The sequence below is a fragment of the Rhodococcus sp. MurmanLake-1 genome (genome assembly GCF_056945715.1).
The window spans coordinates 19,100-45,758 of sequence record NZ_JBWZNF010000002.1 but is presented as its reverse complement, the minus strand read 5'-3'; the positions used below and the strand labels follow the sequence as shown (position 1 = coordinate 45,758).

Below are 26,659 nucleotides of genomic sequence, written 5' to 3'. Positions count from 1 at the left end.
GTTCGGCCTTCGAAGTCTATCCGTCTCGCGCACCTTTCCGATCAATCCGCGGGCGTCCGCGCCGGGCCTAGCCCACCATGCGCCGCAATTGGCTCGTCGCAACCGAAAGCGCAGCAAGATCGTGTTGCCCCGATGCCTCGATCTCGGCGAGCGCGAGAGTCGACCTCTCGATTCTCGACGCATTCCTTTCTTCCCACCTGGAGAGTTTTTCCGCTGTCGAGTCACCCGCTTCCGCGTCGGCCAAGACGTCGAGGGTCAAGGCCCGCACCGTCGAGTACAACTCGTCCCGCAGCGACAAATTCGCCAATGCGTTCCATTTTCCGTCCTTGCTCAATGCCGACACTCGATTGAGCATCGGGACGAGCCCAACAAGCTCGCCGAGCCGGAAGTAGAGTTCACCGGTCTCCGAGATTGTGCGATCGGCGAGGTCAGCGATCTCCACCACATCGAGCAGTCCGAACTGATCGAGCAAGATCTCCACTCGCCTGACCAGGTTCTCCGGCGCGCCCTTGTCCGTGATGAGGACCGTTCGCGCAGCCAGGTTCCGCTGATCTGCGCCTACCAGCCAGTCATCGAGCTCGGTCGACGCCTCCGCGATGCGATCACCGAATCTGCTGATCTCGGCCCCGACGGCCAGCGGTTGCGGCCGACGCGTCAGCATCCACCGTGACGCCCGGTCGAGCAGTCGCCTGGTGAGCAGGATCAACTCGTCGGATACGGCAGTCGAGATCGAGGCTTTGCTGATGTCGTGCCACAACTTCCACAGTCCGAACACCTCGGAAACCACGGTGAAGGCACGTACCGCGTCTTCCGGATCAGCGCCGACCTCTTCACCGAGCCGATACGCATAGGTGATGCCGCCCCGATCGATGACGTTGTTCGTCAGCACGGTCGCGACGATCTCGCGCCGCAATGGGTGCCGGTCGAGGGCGTCGCCCCCTGCATCTCGAACACCCTCCGGAAAGTAGTTCACCAGCGCCTTGCGGTAGATCTGGTTGTCGATCGAGCTTCCAGCCAACAGCGTGGATTTCAGATCGAGTTTGACGTGGGCCATCAGTGTGGCGAGTTCCGGCGACGTCAGCCCCGTTCCCGTCTTCTCGGCCGCGGCGAACTGCTTCTTGGTCGGAAACCCTTCGATGACGCGGTCGACGATTCCGCGAGATTCGAGGTTCGAAATCACTCTTCCGTGCACGCCGATCATTGCCCCCGCATCCGCACGCGTGGTGCCCATCAGTTCGTTCTGTGAACGGTTGTCTGCAAGAACGAGTTCGGCGACCTGGTCGGTCAACGATTCGAGCAGTGCGTCGCGATGTGAGTCCGCGACGACGCCTGAGCTGATCAGGGAGTCGAGAAGGATCTTGATGTTCACCTCGTGATCGGAGCAATCGACTCCCGCGGAATTGTCGAGGGCGTCTGTATTGATCCGTCCGCCGATACGCGCGTATTCGATTCGTCCTGCTTGGGTGAGGCCGAGGTTGCCTCCTTCCCCGATCACACGTGCACGCACTTCGTTGCCGTTCACCCGAACCGCGTCATTACTCTTGTCGCCGACTTCGAGGTCGGACTCACCGGAGGCCTTGACGTACGTTCCGATGCCGCCGTTCCACAAGAGATCTGTCGGGGACCGCAGAATCGCCCGAACCAGTTGCGGTGGAGTCAGTTCGGTGACGTCGGCGTCGAGACCCAGTGCCTGTCGCATCTCGTCACTGATCGGAACGCGCTTCGCCGAGCGTTCCCACACTCCGCCACCCGCACTGATCAAGGTCGGGTCGTAGTCGGCCCACGACGATCGTGGGAGCGAGAAGAGACGTGATCGCTCGTCGTACGAGCGCTCAGGTGACGGGTTCGGGTCGACGAACACGTGCCGATGATCGAACGCCGCGACGAGACGAATGTGCTTGCTGCACAACATACCGTTGCCGAAGACGTCACCACTCATGTCTCCGATCCCCACCGCGGTGAAGTCGTCGTGCTGGGTATCGACGCCGAATTCCCGGAAGTGCCGCTTGACACTCTCCCAGGCGCCCTTCGCCGTGATACCCATGGCTTTGTGGTCGTAGCCGACCGATCCGCCGGATGCGAAGGCGTCGCCGAGCCAGAATCCGTACTGCGCGGCAACGTCGTTCGCGATGTCGGAAAACTTTGCAGTGCCCTTGTCCGCGGCGACAACAAGATAAGTGTCGTCCCCGTCGTGGCGAACGACCCTTCGCGCCGCGACAACGGCGCCGCTCTGTTTGTCGACGTTGTCGGTCAGATCGAGTAGTCCGCGAATGAAGGATCGGTAGCACTCGATCCCGGCCGCCAACGTGGCTTCTCGGTCCGCGTCTACACCCTGTCCTGGAACCGGCGGGCGTTTGACGACAAATCCGCCCTTCGCACCGACAGGCACGATGACCGCGTTCTTGACTGCCTGCGCCTTCACCAATCCCAGGACCTCGGTGCGGAAGTCCTCTTTCCGATCCGACCAGCGCAAGCCGCCGCGGGCAACCGTACCGAAGCGAAGGTGCACACCTGCTACATCGGGTGAGTACACGAATATCTCGAACTTCGGTCGAGGGAAGGGCAATACGGACAGCTTCTCCGAATCGAACTTCAACGAGAGTGCGCCGAGCGATTCGGTGCCATAAACGAAGTAGTTGGTACGCAACGTGTTACGGACCAGCTCGGACAACGCGCGCAGGATCCGATCGGCGTCGAGTCCTTGCACTTGTGCCACGGCTGTTTCCACCTCCGCTGCTGCACGCGCACCTCGATCTCCGTCTACGACGTCGGGATCGAAACGGCTCTCGAACAATTCGCACAGACCGGCGGCGATCTCGGGATGATCGGCAAGTACCTCGGCGACGCGACTGGTGCTGTACGGAAATCCTGCTTGCTGCAAGAACTCCGCGTATGCCCGCAGCACCACTACTTGTTTCCAACCGAGTCCGGCGATCGCGACAAGTTCGTTGAACGAGTCCGGCTCGGCGGAGCCGTTTCGAACCGCGGCAAACGTCGCCGCGAACCGCGCGGCAAAGTTGTCGAAGCCTTCGACCGGCGCACTCGGATAGTCGAGCGTGAACTCGTAGATCCAGGACTGTTCCGAACCTGCCGAGACGAGCTCGTACGGACGCTCGTCGACCACGTCGACGCCCAGGCTCTGCAATACGGGCAGAACCTCGCCCAGCGAGAGCGGGTCACCTGATACGTACAGCCCGAGTCGGTGAGTACCGGGTCCGTCGACAGATCGGGCCAACCGTGGGCTCACCTCTCCGAGTTCGAGGCCGTCGAATACCGCCATGTCCTCGGCGGCGCGGACGGCGTCGAAATCCTGCTTGTATGCCACCGGAACTTGCTCGGCGAACTGAGCACGCCTGCGCTGCTCGTCGTAGTGCGAAGCATCCAGAACGAATCGCTCGTCCCACGTCAGGCACGCGTCGACGACGAGATCCCGAATCTCCCGCGCTTGTCGCGCCGATGCGAAGTTCGCGCCGCCGCCGACTGTGGCCGTGAAATGCACGACAGCCAAGGGAGATTCCGATACTCGACTGGAGAACTCGATGGTGCGGGCACCAAGCGCCTCGGCGAGTACCGACTCGGCCGTTGTTCTGATCGTCGTACTGAATTTCTCGCGCGGAACGAACAGCAAAGCCGACAGCTCCTGGTCTTGCCCCGTCGTCGGAGAGCATCCCACGGGTTGCAGGAACAGATGGAACGACGTGCGGCCGTCCACAGAAGTGAGTTCGTCCAGTGCGTCCGCAATTCGGGCCGGGTCGGCGGCAAAGAGGACTGTGATCGGAATCGACTGAATCACCGCCAGCATCGATTGTCCGACAAACGAATCCACGATGGATCCGGAGGCGTCGAAGATGTCTGCGACGCGCCCTCGCACGAGGGGGGTCCGCCTGACGTCTGCGACAAGTCCGGTCGAGGTGAAGGACCCGATGAATCGGTATTCACGGTCACCGACTGACACGTCGATCTCGGTGGCGTATGCGGATCCACCGAACCCTTGCCCGAGGTACACCACTCCGATCGCGAGGGGCACCGCCTTCGAATCCGAAGAGCCGGTTGGATCGGGGAGCACGCCGAGGGTGTACGGCTCGTGCCTGTCGATTGTTCGCGCACCGCCGACGACACTGAAGTTTCCGGCACTGCACCACTGGAGGAAGTCAGCTTCTTCGGCGTGACCGCCCGAGGTCAGTTGCCCGCGCGCCTCGTCGACGAGATCCCGCAGGGGCGAGGTATCGCGGAAGGCACGCGCGATACGGTCGAGGATTCCGGCGACGTCATCAGCGATCACCTGCGCCTGCGCGTCCGAACAATGTGCGGGTAGTCCTATGTGGATCCATGATTCGGCACGCTCCCCGACCCGGGTGTCTTCAGTGCTGTGCGCTGGTTGCACGACTGTGCGAAGCACTGGGTGCACCACGAATTCCGGCTCCATGCGCGCGCGGGCAAGTGTCGCCAGAACCGCTTCGACGAGCTGCGGCATGTCGTCGCCGACGTATTGAATTGCCGGCCCGTCCCCCAGCTCCCCGGCCGGCGCGAGTCTCGAGATCGACGAGTTGTGTCCCCGTCGGCGCGAAAGATCCATGTGCGCGGCGACCATCGCAAGCTTGCGGTCTTCGGCGAGCGCCGCGTATCGATCAGCCGACAAGCCCTCGAAATACCTACTGCACACCCTCCTCACATTCTCGGAGTCCGGTGTCGTGTCGACTGAAACGAGGCTCATGTCAGCACCTTCCGCCGAAAGCCACGCTGCTTCCGACTTGTAGTGGGTTCGATCCGCGATCAACTTGTCTATACAGGTTTAGACAAGTTGATCATTGCAGAACGTGAGCCGCGACACAACAGCTCCACCCCTGGACAAATTCGCCACCCTCAGCCATAGTCAGTCGTGCCAACTAGTGGCAATTAGATTCCATTAGATGAAATTCGTGAACTACCTCGCTTCGAAGGAGCCCCCGTGACCACCCAGACCGCGCACGACATCGACAGCGTTGATCTCGCTGAGTTCCGCAGCACCGTCCGAGCCTTCGCCAACGCCGAGATCCAACCCGGAGCAGCCGCACGCGACGAATCCAAAGAGTTCCCGGCGCAGCTGGTCAAGCGCCTCGGACAGCAGGACCTCATGGGCATTTCCGTGCCGGAGGAATTCGGCGGTCTGGGCCTGTCGACACGAACCCAACTGGTCGCCATCGAAGAAGTTGCACGCACCGACGCCGCACTGGCATCGATTTACACCGCGCACTACCTGGGCCTCGAGCCGATTCTCGTCGGCGGTTCCGAAGAGCAGAAGCACCGCTGGTTGCCCCAGCTCGCGTCGGGCGAACTGCTGGCCGGATTTGCACTCACCGAACCCGACGCCGGCTCCGACATCGCCTCGATGCGTACCGTCGCTCGACGCGAGGACGACGGCTGGCATCTCTCCGGATCCAAGACGTACATCTCCAACGCGAAGGAAGCCGACCTGGTCGTGCTCTTCGCCAAGACGGACCCGAGCGCAGGATTCCGCGGCATCACCGCCTTCGTCGTCCCCAAGGGCACTCCGGGAATCAGTTACTCGGAGCCGCAGGACAAGATGGGAATTCGTTCGGCTCCGACATACACCGTCTACCTCGACGACGTCGTGCTGCCGCTCGACTCGGTGATCGGCACCGAAGGTCGCGGCGGCAACATCGCCTTGACCGCACTGAACCGTGCGCGCATCGACGTGGCGGCAATGGCGAACGGCATCGCTTTGCGCGCTTGGGAACTGGGACGTGAGTACGCCACCGAGCGAAAGCAGTTCGGCACGCCGATCTTCGACTTCCAGGCAATTCAGCTACTCCTCGGTGGCTGCGACGCGCAACTGGTCGCGTCACGCGTCACCGCAGACTGGGCCGCCGACGTCAAGGACGCCGGTCAGGACATCCGCCGCGCCGCATCGATTTCGAAGTACGTCGCCACCGAGGCCTGCTTCTCGATCGTCGATCAAACCGTGCAGATCCACGGCGGCGCGGGATTCATGCGCGAATCGGAAATCGAACGCCTGTACCGCGATTGCCGCATTCTCCGCATCTTCGAGGGCACCTCGCAGATCCAATTGCTCACCATTGCCGGCAACGCTCCGTCGCCGCGTTCCACCGATTTCTGAAAGGCGCGGACATGTCTGCACTTCCCCCACTCGACGGCATCCGGGTCATCGACCTCTCGCGCGTCCTCGCCGGACCCTACTGCACCGCACTGCTTTCGGACGCCGGTGCGGACGTCGTCAAGATCGAATCCGAACACGGTGAAGACTCTCGGCACCTCGGCCCGTTCCGCGACGGCGAGAGCATCTACTTCAACGTGCTCAATCGTGGCAAGCGTTCGGTGGCACTCAACCTCAAGGACGACGAGGACCGTGAGGCGCTGCTGACGCTCATCGAGACCGCCGACGTCGTCGTGGAAAACTTTCGCCCGGGCGTCACCAAGCGCCTGGGAATCGACTACGAGGCTGCGCGGGCTCGCAATCCGCGGATCGTGTACGCGTCGATCTCCGGTTTCGGACAGGACGGTCCCATGTCCGGCGCCGCCGCCTACGACCTTGTAGTCCAGGCTCTTTCGGGAATCATGAGCATCACCGGTTCGGAGGAATCCGGGCCGACACGGTTGGGTGAGTCGTTCGGAGACCTGGTCGCCGGGCTGTTCGCCGCCTGGGGAATCAGTACCGCCCTGCTGAGTGCACGGGCGACCGGACTCGGGCAGCACCTTGACGTCGCGATGTTCGACAGCATGCTCGCCATGCTGCCGACAGCACACAGCCAACTGCAATCCACCGGGCTCACTCCCCCACGCGTCGGTAACCGTCATCCGGTGTCAACACCATTCGACACCTATCGGGCCGACGACGGACTCTTTGTCCTCGCGGTTGCGAGCCAATCCGGCTTCGAGAAATTGGCGCAGACGATGAATCGCATCGACCTGATCGCAGATCCTCGATTTGCCGACGACACCGCCCGGACCGAGAACGAGCCGGCACTGCGCAAGGAGATCGAAAACTGGGCTGCCGGAAAGACCGTCGCCGACGTGGTCGGCATTCTCGGCGACGCGGGCCTCGCCGGCTCGGAGATCTGGGACGTCCAGCAGGCACTCACCTCCGCACAGGCCGAGTATCGCGGAGTCGTCGAATCGTTCGAGCACCCGGTAGCAGGAAAGATCTCCTACGTACGACAACCCGTCGTGTTCGGTGAGAGCCAACGCCCCGATGTCCGCCGCAGTCCCCTGCTGGACGAGCACCACGGTGAGGTACTGCCGGGCTCGCGATAGATTCAGCGCAGACATCCCTCGGCACTTGGAGTAGGACATGGCCCCCGGCGACGTGACCCGCAGCGCGAATCGCACGTTCGAACTTCTCGGTGCGATCGTCGAGCACGGCGGATTGACGCTCGGCGACGCCGCCAAGGCAACCGATCTGGCAACCAGTACCGCCCTTCGCCTGATCAGAAGCCTCGAACAAACCGAGTTCGTCGTTCGCGGCGAGGACAACGTCTATCGCGTCGGCCCGCGGCTATTGCAGATCGGAGCTCGCGCTCTCGGTGACAATCAACTGTTGCAGAGAGCCCGGCCCGCGATGAAGGCCATCGCCGAAACCACGAGGGAATCGACCTACCTGTCGACGATGGGACCGAAAGACACTGCGCTGTATCTCGATCAGATCGAGGGCACGCACGCGATCCGCCACATGGGGTGGGTGGGACAGAGCGTTCCCCTGGACGGCACCGCCGTCGGCGCAGCGTTGAGCGGCAAGGTAGGTGAGAGCGGGTACGCCATTGCGCACGACACCATCGAGGATCACTCGACCGGAGTTGCCGCGCCGATCTACAACGCAGTCGGTCAGATAGCCGGAGCGCTCAGCGTCGTCGGCCCGACATTCCGTCTGACGGACGAGGTCTGCGCCAGCCACGGTCGCGTCTTGGTGGAGCACTGCGCCCGGTTGTCCGCGGAACTCGGCAGCCAGGCTCCCTGACCACCCCGAGCACTTGGCGATTCAGTCTCGTATCCGAGACAATGTGGTTCCCCGCTCCGGATTTCCTACCTACTCGTAAGGACACACCCCACATGACGACGAGTCGCGTGAAATCTGCTGAGCGCGTGCTCGACGTGCTCGATCTCCTGGCCCGCCGGGGTGTGCCGCTGGCGACGGCCGAAATCTCGAGCGCCCTCGAGCTGCCGAAGAGTACGACGCATCATCTCCTCAATGTCATGCGGGATCGACGGTTCGTCTCGTACTGGGCTGATCAGCGCGCCTGGACCCTGGGTGTCTCGGCGTTCGAAGTCGGTGCGTCGTACATGCGCTCAGGCCCACTTCACCGTGAGGGCCAACGATTCATGCTGGCACTCACTCAGTCGACGGATGAGACGTCTCATCTGGCGGTACTACAGGGCTCTGACGTCATCTACCTCGACAAACGTGAACCACTGAAGCCGGGCGTGCGATTGGTGACCGAAATCGGGACTCGCCTTCCAGCGCATCTCACCGCAGTCGGGCGCGCGATTCTGAGCCGTCTGGACGTGGAACAGATCAGCGCGCTCTACGCGGGATACACCTGGCCGACGCGGACCGGAACGGGACCGTCGACGCTCGCCGAACTGCGAGAACTGCTCGCCGCAGCACGTGAGAGCGGATATGCGGTCGAAGAGAATGCGACGACATCCGGAATCAATTGCATCGCCAGCCCCGTGATCACGCGGGACGGTCGTCCGGTCGCAGCTCTCGGCGTCACCTTCCTCTCCGGCTCCAAATCGGCCGAGGAGAGTGCCCTGATCGCCGACCGAGTGCGCGCCGTCAGCGCCGAGTTCTCCGCCGATCTCGGAGATCGAATGGTGGAGACCCCGACCGCAGACATGTAGCCAATTTCTCCGTTCCGTACTTTTCGGGCCTTGTTTTCGTCTCATATTCAAGACTAGAGTCTCGCATACAAGACTTGCTGGAACACCGCCGCATCATCATTGGAGTCCCATGAACGCCACCCCTGCCACCCATACAGCCACCCGAACCATTGAGGTCGGAATCGGCGCTGTCACCATCGCCGACGTCGTCGACGTCGCGCGCAACGGTTACGGCGTCGCATTGACCGCGGAATCACTGACCGCGATCGCCGAAAGTCGTGCACGCATCGAGGCCCTGGCCGCAGATCCCACGCCGGTCTACGGGGTTTCCACCGGATTCGGCGCACTTGCCACCCGGCACATTCCGGCGCATCTGCGGACGCAGTTGCAGCGCAGCCTGATCCGCTCACACGCGGCAGGTTCGGGACCGGAAGTCGAACGCGAAGTGATCCGGGCCTTGATGCTTCTGCGCCTGTCGACGCTCGCCACCGGAAGGACCGGAGTGCGCCCCGTGGTCGCACAGGCGTACGCCGACCTACTCACCGCAGGCATCACCCCGGTGGTGCACGAATACGGCAGCCTCGGATGCTCGGGAGATCTGGCACCACTGGCTCATGTGGCGATGGCAATCATCGGCGAAGGTTCCGTCCGCACCGCCGACGGTGAACTCACCGATGCGGCAACAGCATTGGCTGCCCATGGCCTCGAACCGGTGGTTCTGGCCGAGAAAGAAGGCCTCGCACTGATCAACGGTACCGACGGGATGCTCGGCCAACTGGCCCTTGCGATCACCGATCTCGATCATCTGCTCAAGTTGGCCGACATCGCTGCCTCCATGAGCGTCGAGGGCTTGCTCGGCACCGATCAGGTGTTCGCCGCGGACCTCCAAACGCTTCGCCCCCACCCCGGCCAGGGCGCGGCCGCGTCGAACATGGTGCGTCTGCTTGCCGATTCCCCGATCGTCGCCAGCCATGCGGGCCCTGACTGCACCAGGGTTCAAGACGCGTACTCACTGCGGTGCGCACCGCAGGTCGCCGGCGGCGCACGCGACACCGTCGATCACGCCCGCCTCGTCGCCGGGCGCGAATTGGCCAGTGCTGTCGACAATCCCGTTGTCACCCTCGACGGACGGGTTCGATCCAACGGAAACTTCCACGGAGCTCCCGTGGCCTACGTCTTGGACTTCCTCGCCATCGTGACCGCGGATGTCGCGGGGATCAGCGAACGCCGCACCGACCGCTTCCTCGACGTAGCACGCAACCACGGTCTGACTCCCTTCCTTGCCGACGACCCCGGAGTCGACAGCGGACTGATGATCGCGCAGTACACACAAGCTGCCGTCGTGTCCGAACTCAAGCGACTCGCAAGCCCCGCCAGCGTCGATTCGATTCCCTCCTCGGCCATGCAGGAAGATCACGTCTCCATGGGATGGTCGGGTGCACGTAAGCTCCGCCGGTCCATCGACGGTCTCACCCGAGTTCTCGCGATCGAGATACTCACTGCAGCACGAGGAATCGATTTGCGCTCCCCACTCGAACCCTCACCAGCCACCGGAGCCGTCCTTCGGGCCCTCCGCGAGAAGGTGCAGGGGCCGGGCACCGATCGCTTCCTGTCCCCCGAGATCGAGGCCGCGGTGGACTTGGCGGCATCGGGTGCACTCGTTGCAGCCGCGGAGAACGCGATCGGCGTCCTGGTATGAGCGCGCCCGGAGCGCTGCGGCCTCGCCCCCGACCCGAAATCGAAGCACTCCCTCGATACTCCAAAGCCGCCGGCCTCGAGCAGGTTCGGTGGCGTGCGTCGAGCAACGAGTCGACGGTTGCACCCTCCGCGGCAATTCTCGAGGCCGTCAATCTCGCGGCCTCACACTCGCACTTGTATCCGTCGCTGTTCGGCGACACGCTGATCGCCCGGTTGAGCGACCGCCTGGGCGTCGGCGACGACCAGGTACTGGTCGGCGCCGGGTCGTTGGCGCTGCTCCAGCAGGTATTGACCGCATACACGGGCCCGGGCACCGAAGTCGTCTACCCGTGGCGCAGCTACGAGGCGTACCCGATTCTGATCGGAATCGCCGGGGCGAGCGGTGTACCCGTCGCACTCGATTCCGAACATCGGCACGATCTGAGTGCAATGGCGGCAGCCGTGACTCCGCAGACCCGCGCGGTACTCGTCTGCAACCCCAACAATCCGACCGGAAGCGAGTTCTCGACCGCCGAGTTCGTCTCGTTCGCCCGCTCGATCCCGGGTGACGTCCTCATCCTTCTGGACGAGGCTTACCGGGAGTTCGCGACCAGCGATGTCGACGGCGTCGACCTGCTTCGAGCCTTTCCCAACATCGTCGTATTCCGAACCTTCTCCAAGGCTTACGGATTGGCCGGCCTTCGGGTCGGCTATGCCATCACCAATCCGGCGATCGCAGCGGATCTTTCCAGCGCGGCACCGCCCTTCGGGCTCAGCGCCGTTGCCGAGGCCGCGGCCTGCGCAGCGTTGACCGATCCGGCGCACACCGATTCGATAGTCGAAACGGTAACCGCGGGTCGCGCTCACCTACGTGAGCAATTGGCTCTGCGCGGCGTCGAGACGGTCCCGAGCGGCGCCAACTTCGTGTGGATCCCTCTCGGCGAGAGAGCTTCTGCACTAGAAGCGGCTTGCGTCACCCAGGGTGTCTCGGTCCGGATGTTCCCTGGCGAGGGGGTGCGGGTCACCGTCGGCGAGCGGGCCGCAGAAGACGCCGTGATCTCAGCTGTGGACGCTCTCGCACAAAACCTTTGACCGACTGGAGATAAGAATGTCCGTCCACGAACTCGCTCGGTCGATCGGTTCGAGTCGCCTGATCACCGACCCGGCGGTAATGGACTCGTACCGTCGCGACGAGGCCCATCTCGCCGAACCCGGCCATCCGGCAGCCGTCATGCTCGCTGAAACTGCGGCCGACATTTCCGAGGCTCTGAAATGGGCTACTGCTCACCGTGTCCCGGTGGTAACCCGCGGTGCGGGAACCGGTTTGGCGGGTGGCGGGGCAGCCGTCGAGGGCTGCCTGGTCATCTCGACCACTCGCATGCGCTCGATTCTCGAGGTCAATCCGGACGATCAGCTGGCTGTCGTGGAAGCCGGGGTGATCAACGCTGACATCAGCCGAGCAGCAGACGAGTACGGGCTGATGTACGCCCCCGATCCGAGCAGCTTCGAGATCTCCACGATCGGCGGAAACATCGCCACCAACGCCGGTGGACTTCGTTGCGTGAAGTACGGCGTCACCCGCGATTCAGTCCTGGGTCTCGAGGTTGTGCTCGCCGACGGTCGGATCGTGCGGACAGGCCGAAGGACCGTCAAAGGTGTTGCGGGATACGACTTGACCAGTCTTCTCGTCGGTTCGGAAGGAACACTCGGAGTCGTCACGAGTGCCACGCTCAAGTTGCAGCCCAAGCCCAAGAGAGCACCGGTCACCGTCGTCGGCAGTTTCGATTCTCTCCGCTCCGCAGCGGACGCGGTTGCCGCGGTCGTTCGCGACGGAATCGGGCCGAGCCTGCTGGAGCTGATCGATCGAGCAACCCTTCGCGCAGTCGACGACTGGAAACGAATCGGGTTGGAAGACAACACCGCCGCGATGCTGATCGCACAGGCCGATGGGGTCGACGCCGACGCAGCAGCCGCGGCGATGCAGAAACACTTCGAGAGGGCCGGCGCCGATTTTGTCGCCGTCTCACAGGACGCAGCAGAAGCCGCACAGCTACTCGAGATTCGCCGACTCGCCTATCCGGCATCCGAACGACTCGGGCAATGTCTGGTGGAAGACGTCGGGGTCCCGCGGTCGAAACTGCCCGACATGCTCGAAAGTATCGACCGGGCGGCCGCCGAGCACTCGGTCAAGATCATGACCGTCGCGCACGCGGGTGACGGCAACGTCCATCCGACCTTCGTCTTCGACCGCACTGCCGACGGCTCGGCCCCCGAAGCCGTGTGGACCGCCGCGGACGAGGTCTTCCGGCGTGCTCTCGAACTCGGCGGAACTCTGACCGGAGAGCACGGCGTCGGCGTTCTGAAGCGTCGCTGGCTCTCTCTCGAGCTCGGTGAGGACAGCATGCAACTGCACCGATCGATCAAGGCCGCGTTCGATCCACTCGGAATCCTCAACCCTGGTAAGGGTTTCTGATTCTCGAGCGGTGTTACACAGCATTTACGCGAAAACGGGTTTCAGGTATTGACGCCTGTATATACAGGCATATACATTTATCCGCAGTGACAGTGACCCAGCGCACAGAGCACCAGGCGCAAAGCACCAAGCACGAAGAAGGTGGGCAATACCCCGACGTCGATTCCGTCGCTCGACGGGCTCGCAGCAGAAAGACAGGCCTATGACTCACGATGGACCGGCCGAGGTCATCCTCACTCCGGAACGACGCACTATCGACGTCGTCCCGGATGCAGAACGACACGGCACCCCGCGCAGCCAGTTCACTCTCTGGTTCGGCGCCAACATGCAGATCACGGCAATCGTCGACGGTGCTCTCGCCGTCGTATTCGGCGCGGACGCCATCTGGGCAATCGTCGGACTTCTGATCGGCAACATCTTCGGTGGCGCTGTCATGGCGCTTCACTCCGCACAGGGCCCGCGCATGGGCCTCCCCCAGATGATCTCGAGTCGCGCCCAGTTCGGCGTCAAGGGAGCCGTCGTACCGCTAGTTCTCGTCATCCTGATGTACCTCGGCTTCGCTGCCACCGGCACCGTGTTGGCCGGCCAAGCCGTCAACAAGATCCTGCACATCGACAGCCCCACCGTCGGCATCGTCGTCTTCGGTCTCCTCACCGCATTCGTCGCGGTCACCGGCTACAAGCTGATCCACATCGTCGGCAGGATCGCCACCGTCGTGGGCATCGTCGGATTCTCCTACCTGGCCGTTCGACTGTTCCTCGAGTACGACGTCGCCTCGTACGTCGGTATCAAGGGCTTCGACATCGTCACCTTCCTGCTCGCGATCTCGCTGGGCGCCGGTTGGCAGCTCACGTTCGGCCCGTACGTCGCCGACTACTCGCGTTACCTGCCGCGCAGCACCTCCGAGAGCACTACCTTCTGGTCGACGTTCCTCGGTAGCGTCATCGGATCACAGTGGTCCATGACCTTCGGCGCCCTCGTCGCGGCCTGCGCCGGCGACGCGTTCCTGGGTAACCAGGTCGGCTTCATGGGAGATCTGGCCGGACCCGCTGCCATCGCCTTCCTGATCTACTTCGTCATCCTGGTCGGCAAGCTGACGGTGAACGTGCTCAACGCGTACGGCGGATTCATGTCGATCCTGACCACCGTCACAGCCTTCAACGGCCAGTCGCGAATCTCGAGCACCGCCCGTACCCTCTACATTCTCGGTTTCACCGCCGTCTCGGTGTTGATCGCGATCGCCGCCAGCGCCGACTTCCTGGACAACTTCAAGAACTTCGTCCTGGTGTTGCTGATGGTGTTCACGCCGTGGAGTGCGATCAATCTGATCGACTACTACCTGATCTCCAAGGAGCGCATCGACATTCCGGCGCTCTACGACGTCAACGGTCGATACGGAGCATGGAACTTCACCGCATTGGCTTGCTACGCCGCCGGCGTTCTCGCCCAGATCCCGTTCCTCGCCCAGAAGATGTACACCGGCCCCGTCACGGACATGCTCGGCGGCGCCGACATCTCCTGGATCGTCGGCATCGTGTTCACCGGCCTGATCTACTACCCGCTCGCCAAGCGCACCAGCAATCCGCCTACATCGATGATCTACCCCGATCACACCGCGATGACCGACTCTCGCGTCTGATCCCCCAACATCTTTCGAACTTCAGTTAAGCAAGGAGAACACCATGGAAATCAGCACCCCCGGCCACGAGCCGCGCCCCGTCCGTGCTCCCCGCGGCCCCGAGCTCACGACGCTCGGTTGGCAGCAGGAGGGCGCCCTGCGCATGCTCATGAACAACCTCGACCCCGATGTTGCCGAGCACCCGGACAGCCTCGTCGTCTACGGCGGAACCGGTCGCGCAGCACGTAGTTGGGCGGCATTCGACGCCATGGTCGCCACGCTGAAGACGCTGAAGAACGACGAGACCATGCTCGTGCAGTCCGGCAAGCCGGTCGGTGTCTTCCGCACCAACGAGTGGGCACCGCGAGTGCTGATCGCCAACTCCAACCTCGTCGGTGACTGGGCGAACTGGGAAGAGTTCCGCCGTCTCGAAGACCTCGGCCTGACCATGTACGGCCAGATGACCGCAGGCTCCTGGATTTACATCGGCACCCAGGGAATCCTGCAGGGCACCTACGAGACCTTCGGCGCCATTGCGAAGAAGCGCTACAACGGATCGCTCGCCGGAACGATCACGCTCACTGCAGGTCTCGGCGGAATGGGCGGCGCCCAGCCTCTCGCCGTCACCATGAACGACGGCGTCGCGATCTGCGTCGACTGCGACATCACCCGCATCGACCGTCGCATCGCCCACAAGTACCTCGACACCAAGGCCGACAGCATCGAGCACGCGCTCGAACTGGCGACAGCGGCACGTGACGCCAAGAAGCCGCTCTCCATCGGCCTCGAAGGCAATGCGGCAGAGATCTTCCCGGCTCTGCTGGAGATGAAGGCCCCCATCGACATCGTCACCGACCAGACCTCGGCGCACGATCCCCTCGCCTACCTGCCGATCGGGATCGACTTCCCCGACATGAAGATCATGTCGGAGAAGGATCCGCAGAAGTTCACCGAAGATTCCCGCAACGCGATGGCCGCGCACGTCAAGGCCATGGTCGGATTCATGGACGCCGGCGCCGAGGTGTTCGACTACGGCAACTCCATCCGTGACGAGGCCCGCAAGGCCGGCTACGACCGCGCTTTCGACTTCCCCGGATTCGTTCCCGCCTACATCCGCCCGCTCTTCGAAGAAGGTCTCGGCCCCTTCCGCTGGGCAGCTCTCTCCGGTGATCCCAAGGACATCGAGGCCACCGACAAGGCCATCCTCGAACTCTTCCCCGAGAACGAGCACCTGCGTCGCTGGATCACCATGGCAGGCGAAAAGGTTGCCTTCGAGGGCCTTCCGGCCCGCATCTGCTGGCTCGGATACGGTGAGCGCCACCTCGCGGGCCTCAAGTTCAACGAGATGGTTGCCTCGGGCGAACTGTCCGCGCCGATCGCCATCGGCCGCGATCACCTCGACTCGGGATCGGTCGCCTCGCCGTACCGCGAAACCGAATCGATGATCGACGGGTCCGACGCGATCGCCGACTGGCCGCTGCTCAACGCCCTGGTCAACACCGCGTCCGGCGCTTCGTGGGTTTCACTTCACCAAGGCGGCGGCGTCGGTATGGGACGCTCCATCCACGCGGGACAGGTGTGCATCGCCGACGGCACCGAACTCGCGGCCAAGAAGCTCGAAGCGGTTCTCACCAACGATCCCGGGATGGGCGTCATCCGGCATGCGGATGCAGGATACGACCACGCCATCGACACGGCGGCCACGCGCGGCGTCCGTATCCCGATGACCGAGAACTGAAACAGCTCCACCACCTCACACTGAGTTAGGAATTACATTGACCACGAATGGTTCTCGAACCACAGTTCTGACCAACATCGGAACCCTCGTCACCAATGACCCGACTCTGGGTGAGGGCAAGCTCGGCGTACGACACGACGCGGCAATCGTTTTCGACGACGGCGTTGTTGCTTGGGTCGGCGATTCCGCCGACGCCCCGGCTGCCGATATCGGTCAGGATATCGGCGGTCGGGCCCTGCTCCCCGGTTTCGTGGAGAGTCACTCGCACCTGGTGTTCGGTGGCGAGCGGGCCGAGGAATTCGCAGCTCGCATGGCGGGCGAGAAGTACGCCGCCGGCGGCATTCGCAACACCATCGAAGCGACGCGCTCGGCCACCGACGAACAATTGCAGGCCAATGTTCGGCGCCTACTCGACGAATCCCTGCGCTCGGGCAGCACAACCGTCGAATGCAAGACCGGGTACGGGCAGAACACCGAGAGCGAACTACGCAGCGCACTGATCGCCGGACAGTTCACCGACGAGGTCACACTGCTGGCCGCCCATGTTCCACCACCCGAATATGCCGGCCGCGCCGATGATTACGTCGCCATGGCGTGCGACGAGATGATCCCTGCCTGTGCGCCACACGCAAAGTGGATCGATGTCTTCTGCGAGCGAGGAGCATTCAACCGCGAACAGGCTCATGCAGTCCTGAGCGCAGGCGTAGCCGCCGGACTGATCCCCCGCGTCCACGGCAATCAGCTCGGCGAAGGGCCAGGAGTTCAGCTCGCCGTCGAGATGGGAGCAGCGTCCGTCGACCACGTCACGTACGTCACCGCCGAGGACATCGACGCCCTGGCTCAGAGTTCCACCGTCGCAACACTGTTGCCCGGCGCCGACTTCTCCACCCGCAACAAGTACCCCGACGCACGCGCACTGCTCGACGCCGGAGTCACCGTAGCTCTGGGCGCCGACTGCAATCCCGGTACCTGTTACACCACGAGCCTTCCGTTCTGCATCGCAATTGCGGTGCGAGACATGCACATGACGCCCGCTGAGGCAGTCTGGGCAGCCACTGCAGGTGGCGCTCGGGCGCTGCAGCGCACCGACGTCGGAACCCTTTCTCTCGGAACACGTGCCGACGCCATCGCGCTCGATGCACCGTCGTACCTCCACCTCGCCTACCGCCCGGGCGTCCCTCTGGTGCGCGAGGTCTGGAAAAACGGCGCACTCGCCACAAGCTACTGAAATACACTCACCGGGAGGCCGTCGTGGCACATCAGATCGCAGTCGACATCGAACCCAAGCCGTGGACCGGGCGCTCCGACGGCACCACTGCCGAGCATCTGCGGTGGCATCATGCCGTGCAACCGTATTCAGCCGAAACAGCTCCCGGCGACTGTGTTCTGATCGGATTCTCCAGCGACGAAGGAGTCCGCCGCAACAAGGGCCGCCGCGGCGCCGCGGATGGCCCGGACGCATTGCGAGCGGGGTTGGCCTCCATGGCGCTGGCCGAACCACTGCAGATTCAGGACGCGGGAACCGTTGCCGTGTCGGGTGAAGAACTCGAGGCCGGTCAGGCCGCACTCGGGAACGCCGTCAGTGCCGCGCTCGATTCGGGACACTTCCCCGTGGTTCTCGGGGGAGGACACGAAATCGCCTACGGTACATACCTCGGCGTCGCGGGCTCCGAGTTGCGAACCGCCGGAGCCAAACTCGGAATCCTCAACTTGGATGCGCACTTCGACCTTCGTGGCGACCCGATCCCCAGTTCCGGCACGCCCTTTCGTCAGATCGCCGAGGACGAAGCCGCGGCAGGCACCTCACATCAGTACAGCGTGATCGGAATCAGCCAACCGAGCAACACCACTGCTCTGTTCGACACGGCTCACCGCCTTGGCGTTCGCTATCTGCTCGACGAAGAATGCGGAGTGATCGCTCGAGGCGTCGTGGATCAGTTCCTCGCAGACTTCCTCGACGACGTCGATCTGGTCTACCTGACCATCGACCTCGACGTGCTTCCCGCCGCCGTGGCGCCGGGCGTCAGCGCACCCGCGGCCTACGGCGTCAGCCTGGAAACAATCCAATACGTATGTGATCGAGTCACATCCAGCGGAAAGCTCGCGGTTCTCGATGTCGCCGAACTGAACCCGAGCCTCGACATCGACAATCGCACTGCCCGGACCGCTGCTCGCCTGATCCACCGGATAGTCACCAAGCACGTGCCGGTTCGGCGCTAGCATCGGCGCGCCTCCAGCGCATCGAGGATGAGATCGAGACCGTAGGCGAACTCACTCGTGTGGTCGTAAGCCGGACTCAGACCGTGATCGACGATCATCTCGTGAAGGAAGGGCAACTCTTCAGCCGGAAGGTGCTCGAGGATGTCACTCGCAACTTCTTCGACGTCGACGGGCCCGCTGATCGGCAGATTCGCCTCCTGGAGAACATATCCGCCGATGTAGCTGTCGATCAGCGAGGCTCCGTGGGCGGCCATCGGCAGCGTGAACCCGGCCTTCCGGAGGACTCCGAGCACAGCGTCGAGATGACGCATGGTCGCCGAGCCAGGGTTGCGTCGCGAATCCAGCAAACCGAGAGCCCAACGGTGCTGCGACAGGACTGTGCGAGCGGAAAAGGCGCGTCCGCGGATTGCATCTCGCCAATCCGCGCACTCGCTGTCAGGCAGGTCGATCGCCTCGAAGACCGCATCGACGACGCCGTCGAGAATCGCATCTTTGTTGGGCACGTGGTGGTAGAGCGACATCGCCTCGATGCCCAACTCCTGGGCCACCCGTCGCATCGTGACGGCCTCGACACCACCCGCGTCGGCAACGCGGATCGCGCCCTCGATTACGCGAGTCCTGTTCAGCGACTGTCGCGGTTGCCGTGACACACAGACTCCCCTCCGAGGAACGAATACGTTGACAACCTTACATCCGTAAGTCACCCTTACAGGTGTAAGCCAGCCTTACGTTCGTAAGGCGCTCGCGAAGGGAGACCGCAATGCCGATGCCGAGATGGTGGGGACACGTCAACAAGCGAGTGTTCAATCCTCGCGCGATCTCGAGCGGGAAATGGCCGATACTGACACACGTCGGACGCACATCCGGCACGACCTACCGGACACCTCTCGACGCCTATCCGGTCGAGGGTGGCTATGTCTTCATTCTGGTGTACGGATCAGGCTCGGACTGGGTGCAGAACGTCTTGAAAGCGGGAAGCGCTCGACTGTCGGTCGACGAGACGGAGGTGGGCCTCGGCGCCCCGCGCCTCGTCACGAAAGACGAAGCATTTCAAGCACTTTCCTCAGACGTGTCCCAACCCCCGAGACTGCTCCGCATCACCGAGTACCTTCGGATGGATCTGATTACGGCCTGAGGCTGCCCGTCACGCGAGGACCTCACGCACGGCGGACCTGACTTCGTCCATGCTGCAACCGGATTCGATCAGTTCAGTACCCGTATGCACCAGCGAGTTGATCAACTTGGCGGTGAGCTTCGGGTCCGACACGCCACGGAGGCGAAGGGCCTCGACAAGCGGAAGCACAAGACTGTCGTGCATTTCCATGATCCGCGAATCTCGAAACGTTTGCGGGGTCAGCGTCGCCAGCGCTCCGACTATCGCATGCTCCCCGTCGGCAACCAGTTGGAGGTTTGCTTCGACGTACGCCCATACCGGATCGTCTGCGCCTGCCATCGCCTCGACGATCTTGTCGTTCCAGCGCGGGAACATATCTTCGACGACGGCACTGAGGAGATCTTCTCGGGACCGGAAGTAGTGGTAGGCACTCGACCTGGCGAGCCCGGCCTTCGCTGCCACCTCACCGAGCCCTGGCGGCCGGTCCGGGGTCTCGGACAGAAGAGCGTGTGCAGCGTCGAGGAGGGCACGGCGCTGAGCAGCACGATGCTCGACCACAGTGGGGGCATCGATCCTCGGCACCGAATCTCCTCCAGTCCCCTTGCGGGCTTACTCGCTCTGACGCAATCGACCGTCAACCATTTCGAGGATGCGGTCGCAGTGCCCGAGCACGTCGTGATCGTGGGTCACCATGATCGTAGCGACGCCGGCCTCGTGAGTTTCGCGCGAGAGCAGTTCAACCACCTCATGGCTACGCTTGCGGTCGAGAGCAGCCGTCGGCTCGTCGACGAGCAGTAGCGAGGGATTGATCATCAATGCCCGAGCGATACCGACGCGCTGTCGTTCGCCGCCGGAGAGTTGACCAGGTCGACGATCCGCACGGTGGCTCATACCGACCGAGTCGAGCAATTCCTCGGGATCGCGCCCCGGCCGCCCCGTGAGCTTGGGAATCAGCCGAAGCTGATCGCGCGCCGTCAGCGCTGGAATCAGATTGCCGGATTGAAAGACGAAGCCGACCTTGTCTCGTCGAAGTTTGGCCAATGCACGGGCCGGCATCGCCGACACGTCGACGCCGTCGATGACAATCGTTCCACTCGACGGCCGACCGAGTCCGCCGGCCACAGCGAGCAAGCTCGACTTTCCAGCCCCTGACGGCCCGACGATCGCGACGAGTTCGCCGCCCGCGACCTCGAGGTCCACGTTGTCGAGGGCGAGCACTGTGGAGTCACCGTCACCGAATCGAAGACTGACAGCGGTCAATACCAGTCCGGTAGTGGTTTTTTCGACTGTGGTCATCGGTTTTCCCCCAATGCGGTGAGCGGGTTGACACGCGTAACGCGGACGATGGAAACGGCTGCGCCGATCAGCCCGAGTACCGCCAAGAGCACTGCGCCGTTGACGACAGGGCCGGACTCCAGAGCGAACGGCATCCCACCGCCTTCGAGTCCCGAGCCGAGCCCCAAGCCCAGCAACACACCGATGCCGATGGAACCAAGCAGCACTACCAGTGCCTGTGCCATGCCGTCGCGAAGCAGAAAGCCGGTGGAGGCTCCCATCGCACGCAACACTGCGAGTTCGCGACCACGCTGAACTGTCCAGATACTGAAGAATGCGCCGACGACCAGTGCGGAGATCGCGTACAGAAACGCCTTGATCATCGACATTGTCATCATTTCCGCGGAGAAGCCCGGTGAGGAGTCGAAAGATTCCTCGAGCGTCTTTGCAGACGTTCCCGCCGCCGCATCTCCCGACACGAGGTCCGGCACTACATCGTCCAGGCCCCGAATCGCAACGACACTCGCTTCGGAATAGGCACTGGCGTTGGCGGTTTCGCCGATCTTGGCACCGGCGTGAACCTCCTGCCAGGTACGCAGGGGCAGGTAGGCGACGTCTACGTGCCCGAAAGTGCGCTTGTCTTCGGTGAATCCGACAACTGTCAGTTCCGTACCGAGTCGATCGAGTATCACCGTGTCACCGATCGCAACACCATCATCACGGAAGGTAGAGCTGACGATGATGTCCGTGTCGGCTTGCAGTCCCCTCCCGTCGGCGGTGACGGGCTCGAGGAAGGAGCCAGGTTCGATACCGAAGAGCGTGAGATCGACAGGCGTGCCACTGCGAGTTTTTGCATTGACGATCATGTTGCCGAAGAGCTCGGCGTCTTGGACATCGGGTTGCATGCGCCATGCCTGCGCCTGCTCTTCGGTGACGACCGAGCGCGAAAACGCCGAGTCGGCTTTGGTGTCCGGGGCGAAGGCAAACGACTGGATCGGCGTCCACTGCAAAGCGGAGACACCGTCGTTGACCAGGCCGGACGAGAGGCCGGACAGGATCACCATCAAGATCGAGATGAGGGCAACCACGGCGCCCATCAAGAGGAATCGGTTTCGCGCAAACCACAGTTCACGCAGGGCGAGGAACATTCGGGAAGCTCCAAAGTCGTCGGTGCGAGTCACGCCGACTTTTATCGACGCCTTGTCGAAATCATATCGACAAGGCGTCGAAAAACTATGTGAGGTGCGTTACTACTATTCGTAGTAGACATCGTGAGGCGCTGAGCGTCGTATCAGTCCCCGACGCCCACTGGCCGATCGCCGACAATCGAGATTCGATCCATCACACGACGAGCCGGGAAGTAGTCACTGGCCGCGTAATGCTGGCAGGTCCGATTGTCCCAGAAGGCAACAGTATTCGGCTCCCACTTCAGTCGGACCTGGAATTCCGGACGATTGACGTGGCGATACAGCATCGTGAGAAGTTCGTTCGATTCCTCTTCGGATACGCCCAAGATCCGTTGCGTGAAGGTCATGTTGACGAACAACACCCGCCTGCCGCTTTCCGGAATGACCCGAACCACCGGATGCTGCACCGCGGGGAACTTCGGACGCAACATCTCGACCGCATCCGCCGGCATCGACCTGCCGAACGAGTTGATCCAATCATGTTCTGCAACAAGCGGGTCGATACGCTTCTTGACGTCTTCCGGAAGCAGATCGTAGGCAGCAGCGGTGTCAGCCCACAACGTGTCACCACCCACCTCTGGCACCTCGACTGCACGAAGTACGGCGGCAAATGAAGGAAACTCGTGCCACGTCACGTCGTTGTGCCAGTTGTTCTCGACGCCGCCGACCATTGCATCCTTGGCCAGCGTCGTGACATCGACGTCCGTCTGCCCTGGCTGCGTGTACTTGAAGAACGGATGCTGTTCGAGATCGCCCCAACGCTCGGCAAAAGCTCGATGTTCTGCTCGGCCGAGGTCCTGATCCCGAAAGAAGAGGACTTTCCATTCGAGGAGAGCGCGGCGAAGTTCCGCAATCACGGCATCAGACAGGTCCCCACCGAGTCGAATGCCGGAGATTTCCGCTCCGATCGTCGGCGTGACCGCCTTGACCGCAAAGTGTTCGTACGGCGCCGGAACTACGGACTCGGGATTCCGGCGAGCGACAAGTGGACCATAGGCAGCAAGCGGATCGGTGGGGATCGGAAAGATCGTTGCCGCAGGCAAAAGGGTAGCCATCAAGGCACTTCCTCGGAATCGACGATGTCGTAACGGACAAAATCCAGATTAAGGCTATGTCCTTAACGTGTCAACGGTCACGTTCTCCGGCGCGCACCTTGACCCTGACGCCGCGTCAGGGTTGGAGAATGGTTTCCACAGACGAAATCCGAATCGACAAACGGGAGGGCGAGGCGATGATGACCATCGGCGAGCTGGCGAATCTGGCCGGCACCACCGTCAGATCCGTGCGCTACTACCACTCGAACGGGCTTCTCGAAGAACCACAACGCCAACCCAACGGCTACCGCATGTACCGGGCGGTGGACCTGGCACGACTGAGCCGCATCCGCCGCCTGCGCGATCTGGGGATTCCTGTTGCCAAGATCGCCGAACTTCTCGACGGCGACGCTCACGACACCCGGTCCGCACTCGACGCACTCGACAAGGAACTGGCAGCCAAGGCCGAACAGATCGCGGTTCAACGTGCTCACATCGAGTCGCTACGCCGCAACGCCGATCCCGAACTACCCGACGCGTTTTCGGAAGTGCTCGCACAGTATGTCGTTGCCGGTGCACCGACAGCGTGGATCGACAACGAGCGCGAACTCCTGATCCTCGCGCTCACCGTCTCCGGGGGTGATCCCGAAGTCTGCGATTCACTCCTGAGCGCACACCGCCGGGCGTTGGCGAAGCCGAACCGCAAGCAGGCAATCGAATTGATTACTCGCATGTACGCCCTCACCGACGCTCCGGCGGACGCCGACACGATTGCGGCCCTTGCCATTCAGTTCTGCGATTTCACCGAGAGAGTGCTTCCTGAACAGGCCGCACCGGAACGCCCTTCACCCACCCGGTTGGTAGCGGTGCTGCGCGAGCACCAAGCAGATCGAAGAACCCCGACCCAGGAAAGATTCGCGAAGGCTGTAGCGGCCGAGTTCGCTGCCCGCCAGTCTCGACCCTGAAACTCCGCCACTGAATCCCCACATCGGAAGTGGGGTGATCAACGCTGCCCGAAAATGGGCTCGAAACAAGGACACGACACGACAATGACTGGATCCATCATGCCCAGATCACGCACGCCTCGACCACGAAAGTGGCTGGCTACCACAATCGCCGCCGCCGCACTCGCAGTACCTGCACTGGCGGCGTGCTCGGATCCTGCTGCTCCGCAGGAAGATCCACAATCGAATCTCAGCGCGTTCTACGACCAGGATGTCGAATGGGGGCCATGCGCCACAGACACCGGAACATCGACGGCAAGTGACTGCGCCATGGTCACAGTACCTTTGGACTATTCCGCCCCTGACGGCAAGACGATCGAAGTGGCGATCTCGCGGGTCGCGTCCACCGACCCTGCACAGCGACGCGGGATCTTGCTCACCAACCCTGGTGGCCCGGGCGGCCGAGGACTGGGATTGCCCGAGATTCTGAATGCCGGGATGACACCGGAAGTCGCAGCGGCATACGACGTCATCGGCATGGACACCCGAGGGCTCGGCAAGAGCACGCCGATCGACTGCGGCGTCGAGCAGATGACATGGATGCGTTCACCGGGTACCACAGAGGAAGGGTGGAACGAAAGTGTTGCGCTCGCACGCGAGGCCGCTGACACATGCTGGGACAAGTACCCGGACTATCTGCCGCACATCAATACTCAGAACATCGCCCGCGACCTCGACGTGATTCGTGGCGCCCTCGACCAGGAGAAGGCGTCGTACTTCGGGTGGTCGTACGGCACATACCTTGGTGCGACCTATGCTCAAATGTTCCCAGACAGGATCGACCGTGTGGTTCTCGACAGCGCACCGGACCCGAAGAAATACGGATACGAGATGTTCCAGGACATGGGCCCGGCCAACGAGAAAGCGATCGACGGATTCTCACAGTGGGCAGCAAAACACAACTCCACCTATGCACTCGGATCGACGCCCGCCGAAGTTCGCGCCCTCATCGAGAAGCTGATCTCGGACGCGGCCACCACTCCGATTCAGATCGGTGACTACGCCGTCGACGATCACGTCCTTCCATTCCTGATGTACGTCAACGGAACCGGGGACACCGAAAAGGAAAGCGAGGCATTCGCGCAGGTATTGGTTCAGTTGCGCGAACTCGCCGCCGGCAGGACCGTCGAGAACATCCATCCCCAGCTGACGGGACTGATGCAGGCATGGTTCCAGACCGAATTGGGGACCGGCCCTGACTATGCCGGAACGATCGCCATTGTCTGCGGAGACGTGTCGATGCCGAGCGATCCCGCGTGGTATCGCAACAAGTTGGAGGAGCACCGTGGTGATCAGCCGATCTTCGCCGGCACGCACAACACGATCATGCCCTGCGCGTTCTGGCGCAGTGAGGCCCCGAAGCGGATCGACATCGACAACAATGTTCCGGCATTGCAGATCCAGGCAACCGGTGACACCCGCACGACGTACGACGAAGGCCTCGGCATGCATGAAGCGATGAAAGGCTCACGGCTCGTGACAGTTCCAGGCCGCACTCATGCGGTGTTCCCGGGCTACGCGAATACTTGCGCAAACGCCGCCGTCAACTCGTACCTGCTCGACGGCTCACTGCCCGCCGAAGACGTGGTGTGCGAGTCGTGACGATATCCGGCGATCCCATCACCGGAAGACCTGCGTGATCTGATGCGCGATTGCCCCTCGACAATCGCGCATCAGGCAGACAGAATAGTTCGGTGAGTCCCATTCATCGGGCCGATGGCGAGGTTTCCGCAATTGGTCGTTCCACCGAGATCCTGAAGACTTTTCGTGACAGCTCAGGCGTTCTCAGCGCAGCAGCGCTTGTTCGACGGACAGGCATGGCCAAAACAACGGTGTATCGAATGGTCGACGATCTCGTCCGAGTCGGGTTGCTCGAACGGCAAGGAACCAACTACCGCTTGGGTCTCCTCCTGTTCGAGATCGGCGAATCTGTTCCACGGCAGCGAAACCTCCGCGAAGCAGCGCGGCGCCACCTTTCGGCCTTGCGTGAAGCAACGGGGCACAACGTGGGACTCGCTGTATTGGACGGTTTCGACGTGGTTTACCTTGATGTCTTCCGTGGCGACGACGGACCACGCCTTCCGCAGCAAATCGGTGGTCGGTGGCCTGCACACGCAAGTTGTTCCGGCAAAGCAGTATTGGCGTTCACCAACTCTCGGGATTTCACGATGCCCACTGTCCTCGAAGCACACACCGAGAACACCATCACCGACCCCGAACTCTTCCACCGAGAACTGGATCGTGTTCGCAAGCGTGGTGTCGCCTTCGACCGCCAGGAAGCATTTCCCCGGATCGTCGGCGCCGCAGCACCAATATTCGGCCCGGACGAAGACGTCCTCGGCGCCATCTCCATTTCCGGTATGGCAGGCCGAATAAATCTGACCCGTATCGACGCGGCGGTGCGGACGACGGCAATCGCCATCTCACGTGATCTCTCGAGTGCCCAGTCCGTCGTCCGCCCTGTCCTACAACGACGCTGACGCC

General features: G+C 62.6%; 21 protein-coding genes. 15 read left to right on the top strand and 6 right to left on the bottom strand.

Going from position 1 to position 26,659, the window contains the following annotated elements:
- Nucleotides 1–67 precede the first annotated feature (67 nt).
- A complete protein-coding gene (locus AC2ETI_RS06505) occupies nt 68–4,714 on the bottom strand; it encodes an NAD-glutamate dehydrogenase (protein ID WP_483633680.1) in 4,647 nt (1,548 codons plus the stop codon).
- A 234-nt stretch (nt 4,715–4,948) separates the two neighbouring features.
- Here AC2ETI_RS06505 and AC2ETI_RS06500 point away from each other — a divergent pair, with 234 nt between their 5' ends.
- From AC2ETI_RS06500 to hutG, 11 genes are all read left to right on the top strand, one after another.
- Nucleotides 4,949–6,118 carry an acyl-CoA dehydrogenase family protein gene (locus tag AC2ETI_RS06500; protein ID WP_019745344.1) on the top strand — a complete coding sequence of 390 codons (1,170 nt, stop codon included), beginning with the start codon at nt 4,949–4,951 and terminating at the stop codon, nt 6,116–6,118.
- Between the two features lie 11 nt (nt 6,119–6,129).
- The gene (locus AC2ETI_RS06495) at nt 6,130–7,272 is read left to right on the top strand and encodes a CaiB/BaiF CoA transferase family protein (protein WP_029256282.1); all 1,143 of its coding nucleotides are present in this window, start codon (nt 6,130–6,132) and stop codon (nt 7,270–7,272) included.
- 37 nt (nt 7,273–7,309) lie between these two features.
- The gene (locus AC2ETI_RS06490; RefSeq protein ID WP_483633679.1) at nt 7,310–7,972 is read left to right on the top strand and encodes an IclR family transcriptional regulator; all 663 of its coding nucleotides are present in this window, start codon (nt 7,310–7,312) and stop codon (nt 7,970–7,972) included.
- A gap of 92 nt (nt 7,973–8,064) precedes the next feature.
- Complete coding sequence (locus tag AC2ETI_RS06485; RefSeq protein WP_483633678.1) at nt 8,065–8,856, top strand: IclR family transcriptional regulator; 792 nt, start codon at nt 8,065–8,067, stop codon at nt 8,854–8,856.
- Nucleotides 8,857–8,965: 109 nt separating this feature from the next.
- On the top strand, nt 8,966–10,534 hold the full coding sequence (hutH, locus tag AC2ETI_RS06480; protein WP_483633677.1) for a histidine ammonia-lyase: 1,569 nt from the start codon (nt 8,966–8,968) through the stop codon (nt 10,532–10,534).
- The gene (locus AC2ETI_RS06475; RefSeq protein ID WP_483633676.1) at nt 10,531–11,604 is read left to right on the top strand and encodes a histidinol-phosphate transaminase; all 1,074 of its coding nucleotides are present in this window, start codon (nt 10,531–10,533) and stop codon (nt 11,602–11,604) included. Before hutH ends, AC2ETI_RS06475 begins: the two co-directional genes overlap by 4 nt.
- A 16-nt stretch (nt 11,605–11,620) precedes the next feature.
- On the top strand, nt 11,621–12,985 hold the full coding sequence (locus AC2ETI_RS06470; RefSeq protein ID WP_070795658.1) for an FAD-binding oxidoreductase: 1,365 nt from the start codon (nt 11,621–11,623) through the stop codon (nt 12,983–12,985).
- A gap of 202 nt (nt 12,986–13,187) precedes the next feature.
- Nucleotides 13,188–14,624, top strand: a complete 1,437-nt coding sequence (locus tag AC2ETI_RS06465) for a purine-cytosine permease family protein (protein WP_019745351.1) — start codon at nt 13,188–13,190, stop codon at nt 14,622–14,624.
- Between the two features lie 43 nt (nt 14,625–14,667).
- Entirely contained in the window at nt 14,668–16,341 is a 1,674-nt protein-coding gene (gene hutU, locus AC2ETI_RS06460; RefSeq protein WP_019745352.1) for a urocanate hydratase, read from the top strand.
- Between the two features lie 37 nt (nt 16,342–16,378).
- Nucleotides 16,379–17,569, top strand: a complete 1,191-nt coding sequence (hutI, locus tag AC2ETI_RS06455) for an imidazolonepropionase (protein WP_029256288.1) — start codon at nt 16,379–16,381, stop codon at nt 17,567–17,569.
- Between the two features lie 23 nt (nt 17,570–17,592).
- Entirely contained in the window at nt 17,593–18,561 is a 969-nt protein-coding gene (gene hutG / locus AC2ETI_RS06450; protein ID WP_021331955.1) for a formimidoylglutamase, read from the top strand.
- Here the strand turns inward: hutG and AC2ETI_RS06445 are convergent.
- Nucleotides 18,558–19,211: a TetR/AcrR family transcriptional regulator gene (locus AC2ETI_RS06445; protein ID WP_097386853.1), complete on the bottom strand. Its 654-nt coding sequence runs from the start codon at nt 19,209–19,211 to the stop codon at nt 18,558–18,560. The genes hutG and AC2ETI_RS06445 overlap by 4 nt on opposite strands.
- A 110-nt stretch (nt 19,212–19,321) precedes the next feature.
- Here AC2ETI_RS06445 and AC2ETI_RS06440 point away from each other — a divergent pair, with 110 nt between their 5' ends.
- The gene (locus AC2ETI_RS06440; protein WP_097386852.1) at nt 19,322–19,696 is read left to right on the top strand and encodes a nitroreductase family deazaflavin-dependent oxidoreductase; all 375 of its coding nucleotides are present in this window, start codon (nt 19,322–19,324) and stop codon (nt 19,694–19,696) included.
- 9 nt (nt 19,697–19,705) lie between these two features.
- On the opposite strand, the gene AC2ETI_RS06435 is transcribed toward AC2ETI_RS06440, so the two are convergent.
- The 4 genes from AC2ETI_RS06435 to AC2ETI_RS06420 form a co-directional block, all read right to left on the bottom strand.
- Complete coding sequence (locus tag AC2ETI_RS06435) at nt 19,706–20,257, bottom strand: TetR/AcrR family transcriptional regulator (RefSeq protein WP_021331952.1); 552 nt, start codon at nt 20,255–20,257, stop codon at nt 19,706–19,708.
- A gap of 27 nt (nt 20,258–20,284) precedes the next feature.
- Nucleotides 20,285–20,971 (bottom strand): ABC transporter ATP-binding protein, encoded by a 687-nt coding sequence (locus tag AC2ETI_RS06430; RefSeq protein WP_483633675.1) that lies wholly within the window; start codon nt 20,969–20,971, stop codon nt 20,285–20,287.
- Complete coding sequence (locus tag AC2ETI_RS06425) at nt 20,968–22,098, bottom strand: ABC transporter permease (RefSeq protein WP_483633841.1); 1,131 nt, start codon at nt 22,096–22,098, stop codon at nt 20,968–20,970. Before AC2ETI_RS06425 ends, AC2ETI_RS06430 begins: the two co-directional genes overlap by 4 nt.
- A gap of 143 nt (nt 22,099–22,241) precedes the next feature.
- The gene (locus tag AC2ETI_RS06420; protein ID WP_020970840.1) at nt 22,242–23,192 is read right to left on the bottom strand and encodes a TauD/TfdA dioxygenase family protein; all 951 of its coding nucleotides are present in this window, start codon (nt 23,190–23,192) and stop codon (nt 22,242–22,244) included.
- A gap of 128 nt (nt 23,193–23,320) precedes the next feature.
- Between AC2ETI_RS06420 and AC2ETI_RS06415 the strand changes: the two genes are divergently transcribed.
- From AC2ETI_RS06415 to AC2ETI_RS06405, 3 genes are all read left to right on the top strand, one after another.
- Entirely contained in the window at nt 23,321–24,136 is an 816-nt protein-coding gene (locus AC2ETI_RS06415) for a MerR family transcriptional regulator (protein ID WP_019745361.1), read from the top strand.
- A 99-nt stretch (nt 24,137–24,235) separates the two neighbouring features.
- Nucleotides 24,236–25,777 carry an alpha/beta fold hydrolase gene (locus AC2ETI_RS06410; protein WP_308371231.1) on the top strand — a complete coding sequence of 514 codons (1,542 nt, stop codon included), beginning with the start codon at nt 24,236–24,238 and terminating at the stop codon, nt 25,775–25,777.
- A 92-nt stretch (nt 25,778–25,869) separates the two neighbouring features.
- On the top strand, nt 25,870–26,655 hold the full coding sequence (locus tag AC2ETI_RS06405; RefSeq protein WP_019745363.1) for an IclR family transcriptional regulator: 786 nt from the start codon (nt 25,870–25,872) through the stop codon (nt 26,653–26,655).
- Nucleotides 26,656–26,659 lie beyond the last annotated feature (4 nt).

What these genes read in the sequence shown, in the direction of transcription:
- AC2ETI_RS06505 (WP_483633680.1), bottom strand. Translation starts at nt 4,714, where the DNA reads ATGAGCCTCGTTTCAGTCGACACGACACCGGACTCCGAGAATGTGAGG.
- AC2ETI_RS06495 (WP_029256282.1), top strand. Translation starts at nt 6,130, where the DNA reads ATGTCTGCACTTCCCCCACTCGACGGCATCCGGGTCATCGACCTCTCG.
- AC2ETI_RS06490 (WP_483633679.1), top strand. Translation starts at nt 7,310, where the DNA reads ATGGCCCCCGGCGACGTGACCCGCAGCGCGAATCGCACGTTCGAACTT.
- AC2ETI_RS06485 (WP_483633678.1), top strand. Translation starts at nt 8,065, where the DNA reads ATGACGACGAGTCGCGTGAAATCTGCTGAGCGCGTGCTCGACGTGCTC.
- hutH (WP_483633677.1), top strand. Translation starts at nt 8,966, where the DNA reads ATGAACGCCACCCCTGCCACCCATACAGCCACCCGAACCATTGAGGTC.
- AC2ETI_RS06475 (WP_483633676.1), top strand. Translation starts at nt 10,531, where the DNA reads ATGAGCGCGCCCGGAGCGCTGCGGCCTCGCCCCCGACCCGAAATCGAA.
- AC2ETI_RS06470 (WP_070795658.1), top strand. Translation starts at nt 11,621, where the DNA reads ATGTCCGTCCACGAACTCGCTCGGTCGATCGGTTCGAGTCGCCTGATC.
- AC2ETI_RS06465 (WP_019745351.1), top strand. Translation starts at nt 13,188, where the DNA reads ATGACTCACGATGGACCGGCCGAGGTCATCCTCACTCCGGAACGACGC.
- hutU (WP_019745352.1), top strand. Translation starts at nt 14,668, where the DNA reads ATGGAAATCAGCACCCCCGGCCACGAGCCGCGCCCCGTCCGTGCTCCC.
- AC2ETI_RS06440 (WP_097386852.1), top strand. Translation starts at nt 19,322, where the DNA reads ATGCCGATGCCGAGATGGTGGGGACACGTCAACAAGCGAGTGTTCAAT.
- AC2ETI_RS06430 (WP_483633675.1), bottom strand. Translation starts at nt 20,971, where the DNA reads ATGACCACAGTCGAAAAAACCACTACCGGACTGGTATTGACCGCTGTC.
- AC2ETI_RS06425 (WP_483633841.1), bottom strand. Translation starts at nt 22,098, where the DNA reads ATGTTCCTCGCCCTGCGTGAACTGTGGTTTGCGCGAAACCGATTCCTC.
- AC2ETI_RS06420 (WP_020970840.1), bottom strand. Translation starts at nt 23,192, where the DNA reads ATGGCTACCCTTTTGCCTGCGGCAACGATCTTTCCGATCCCCACCGAT.
- AC2ETI_RS06415 (WP_019745361.1), top strand. Translation starts at nt 23,321, where the DNA reads ATGGTTTCCACAGACGAAATCCGAATCGACAAACGGGAGGGCGAGGCG.
- AC2ETI_RS06410 (WP_308371231.1), top strand. Translation starts at nt 24,236, where the DNA reads ATGCCCAGATCACGCACGCCTCGACCACGAAAGTGGCTGGCTACCACA.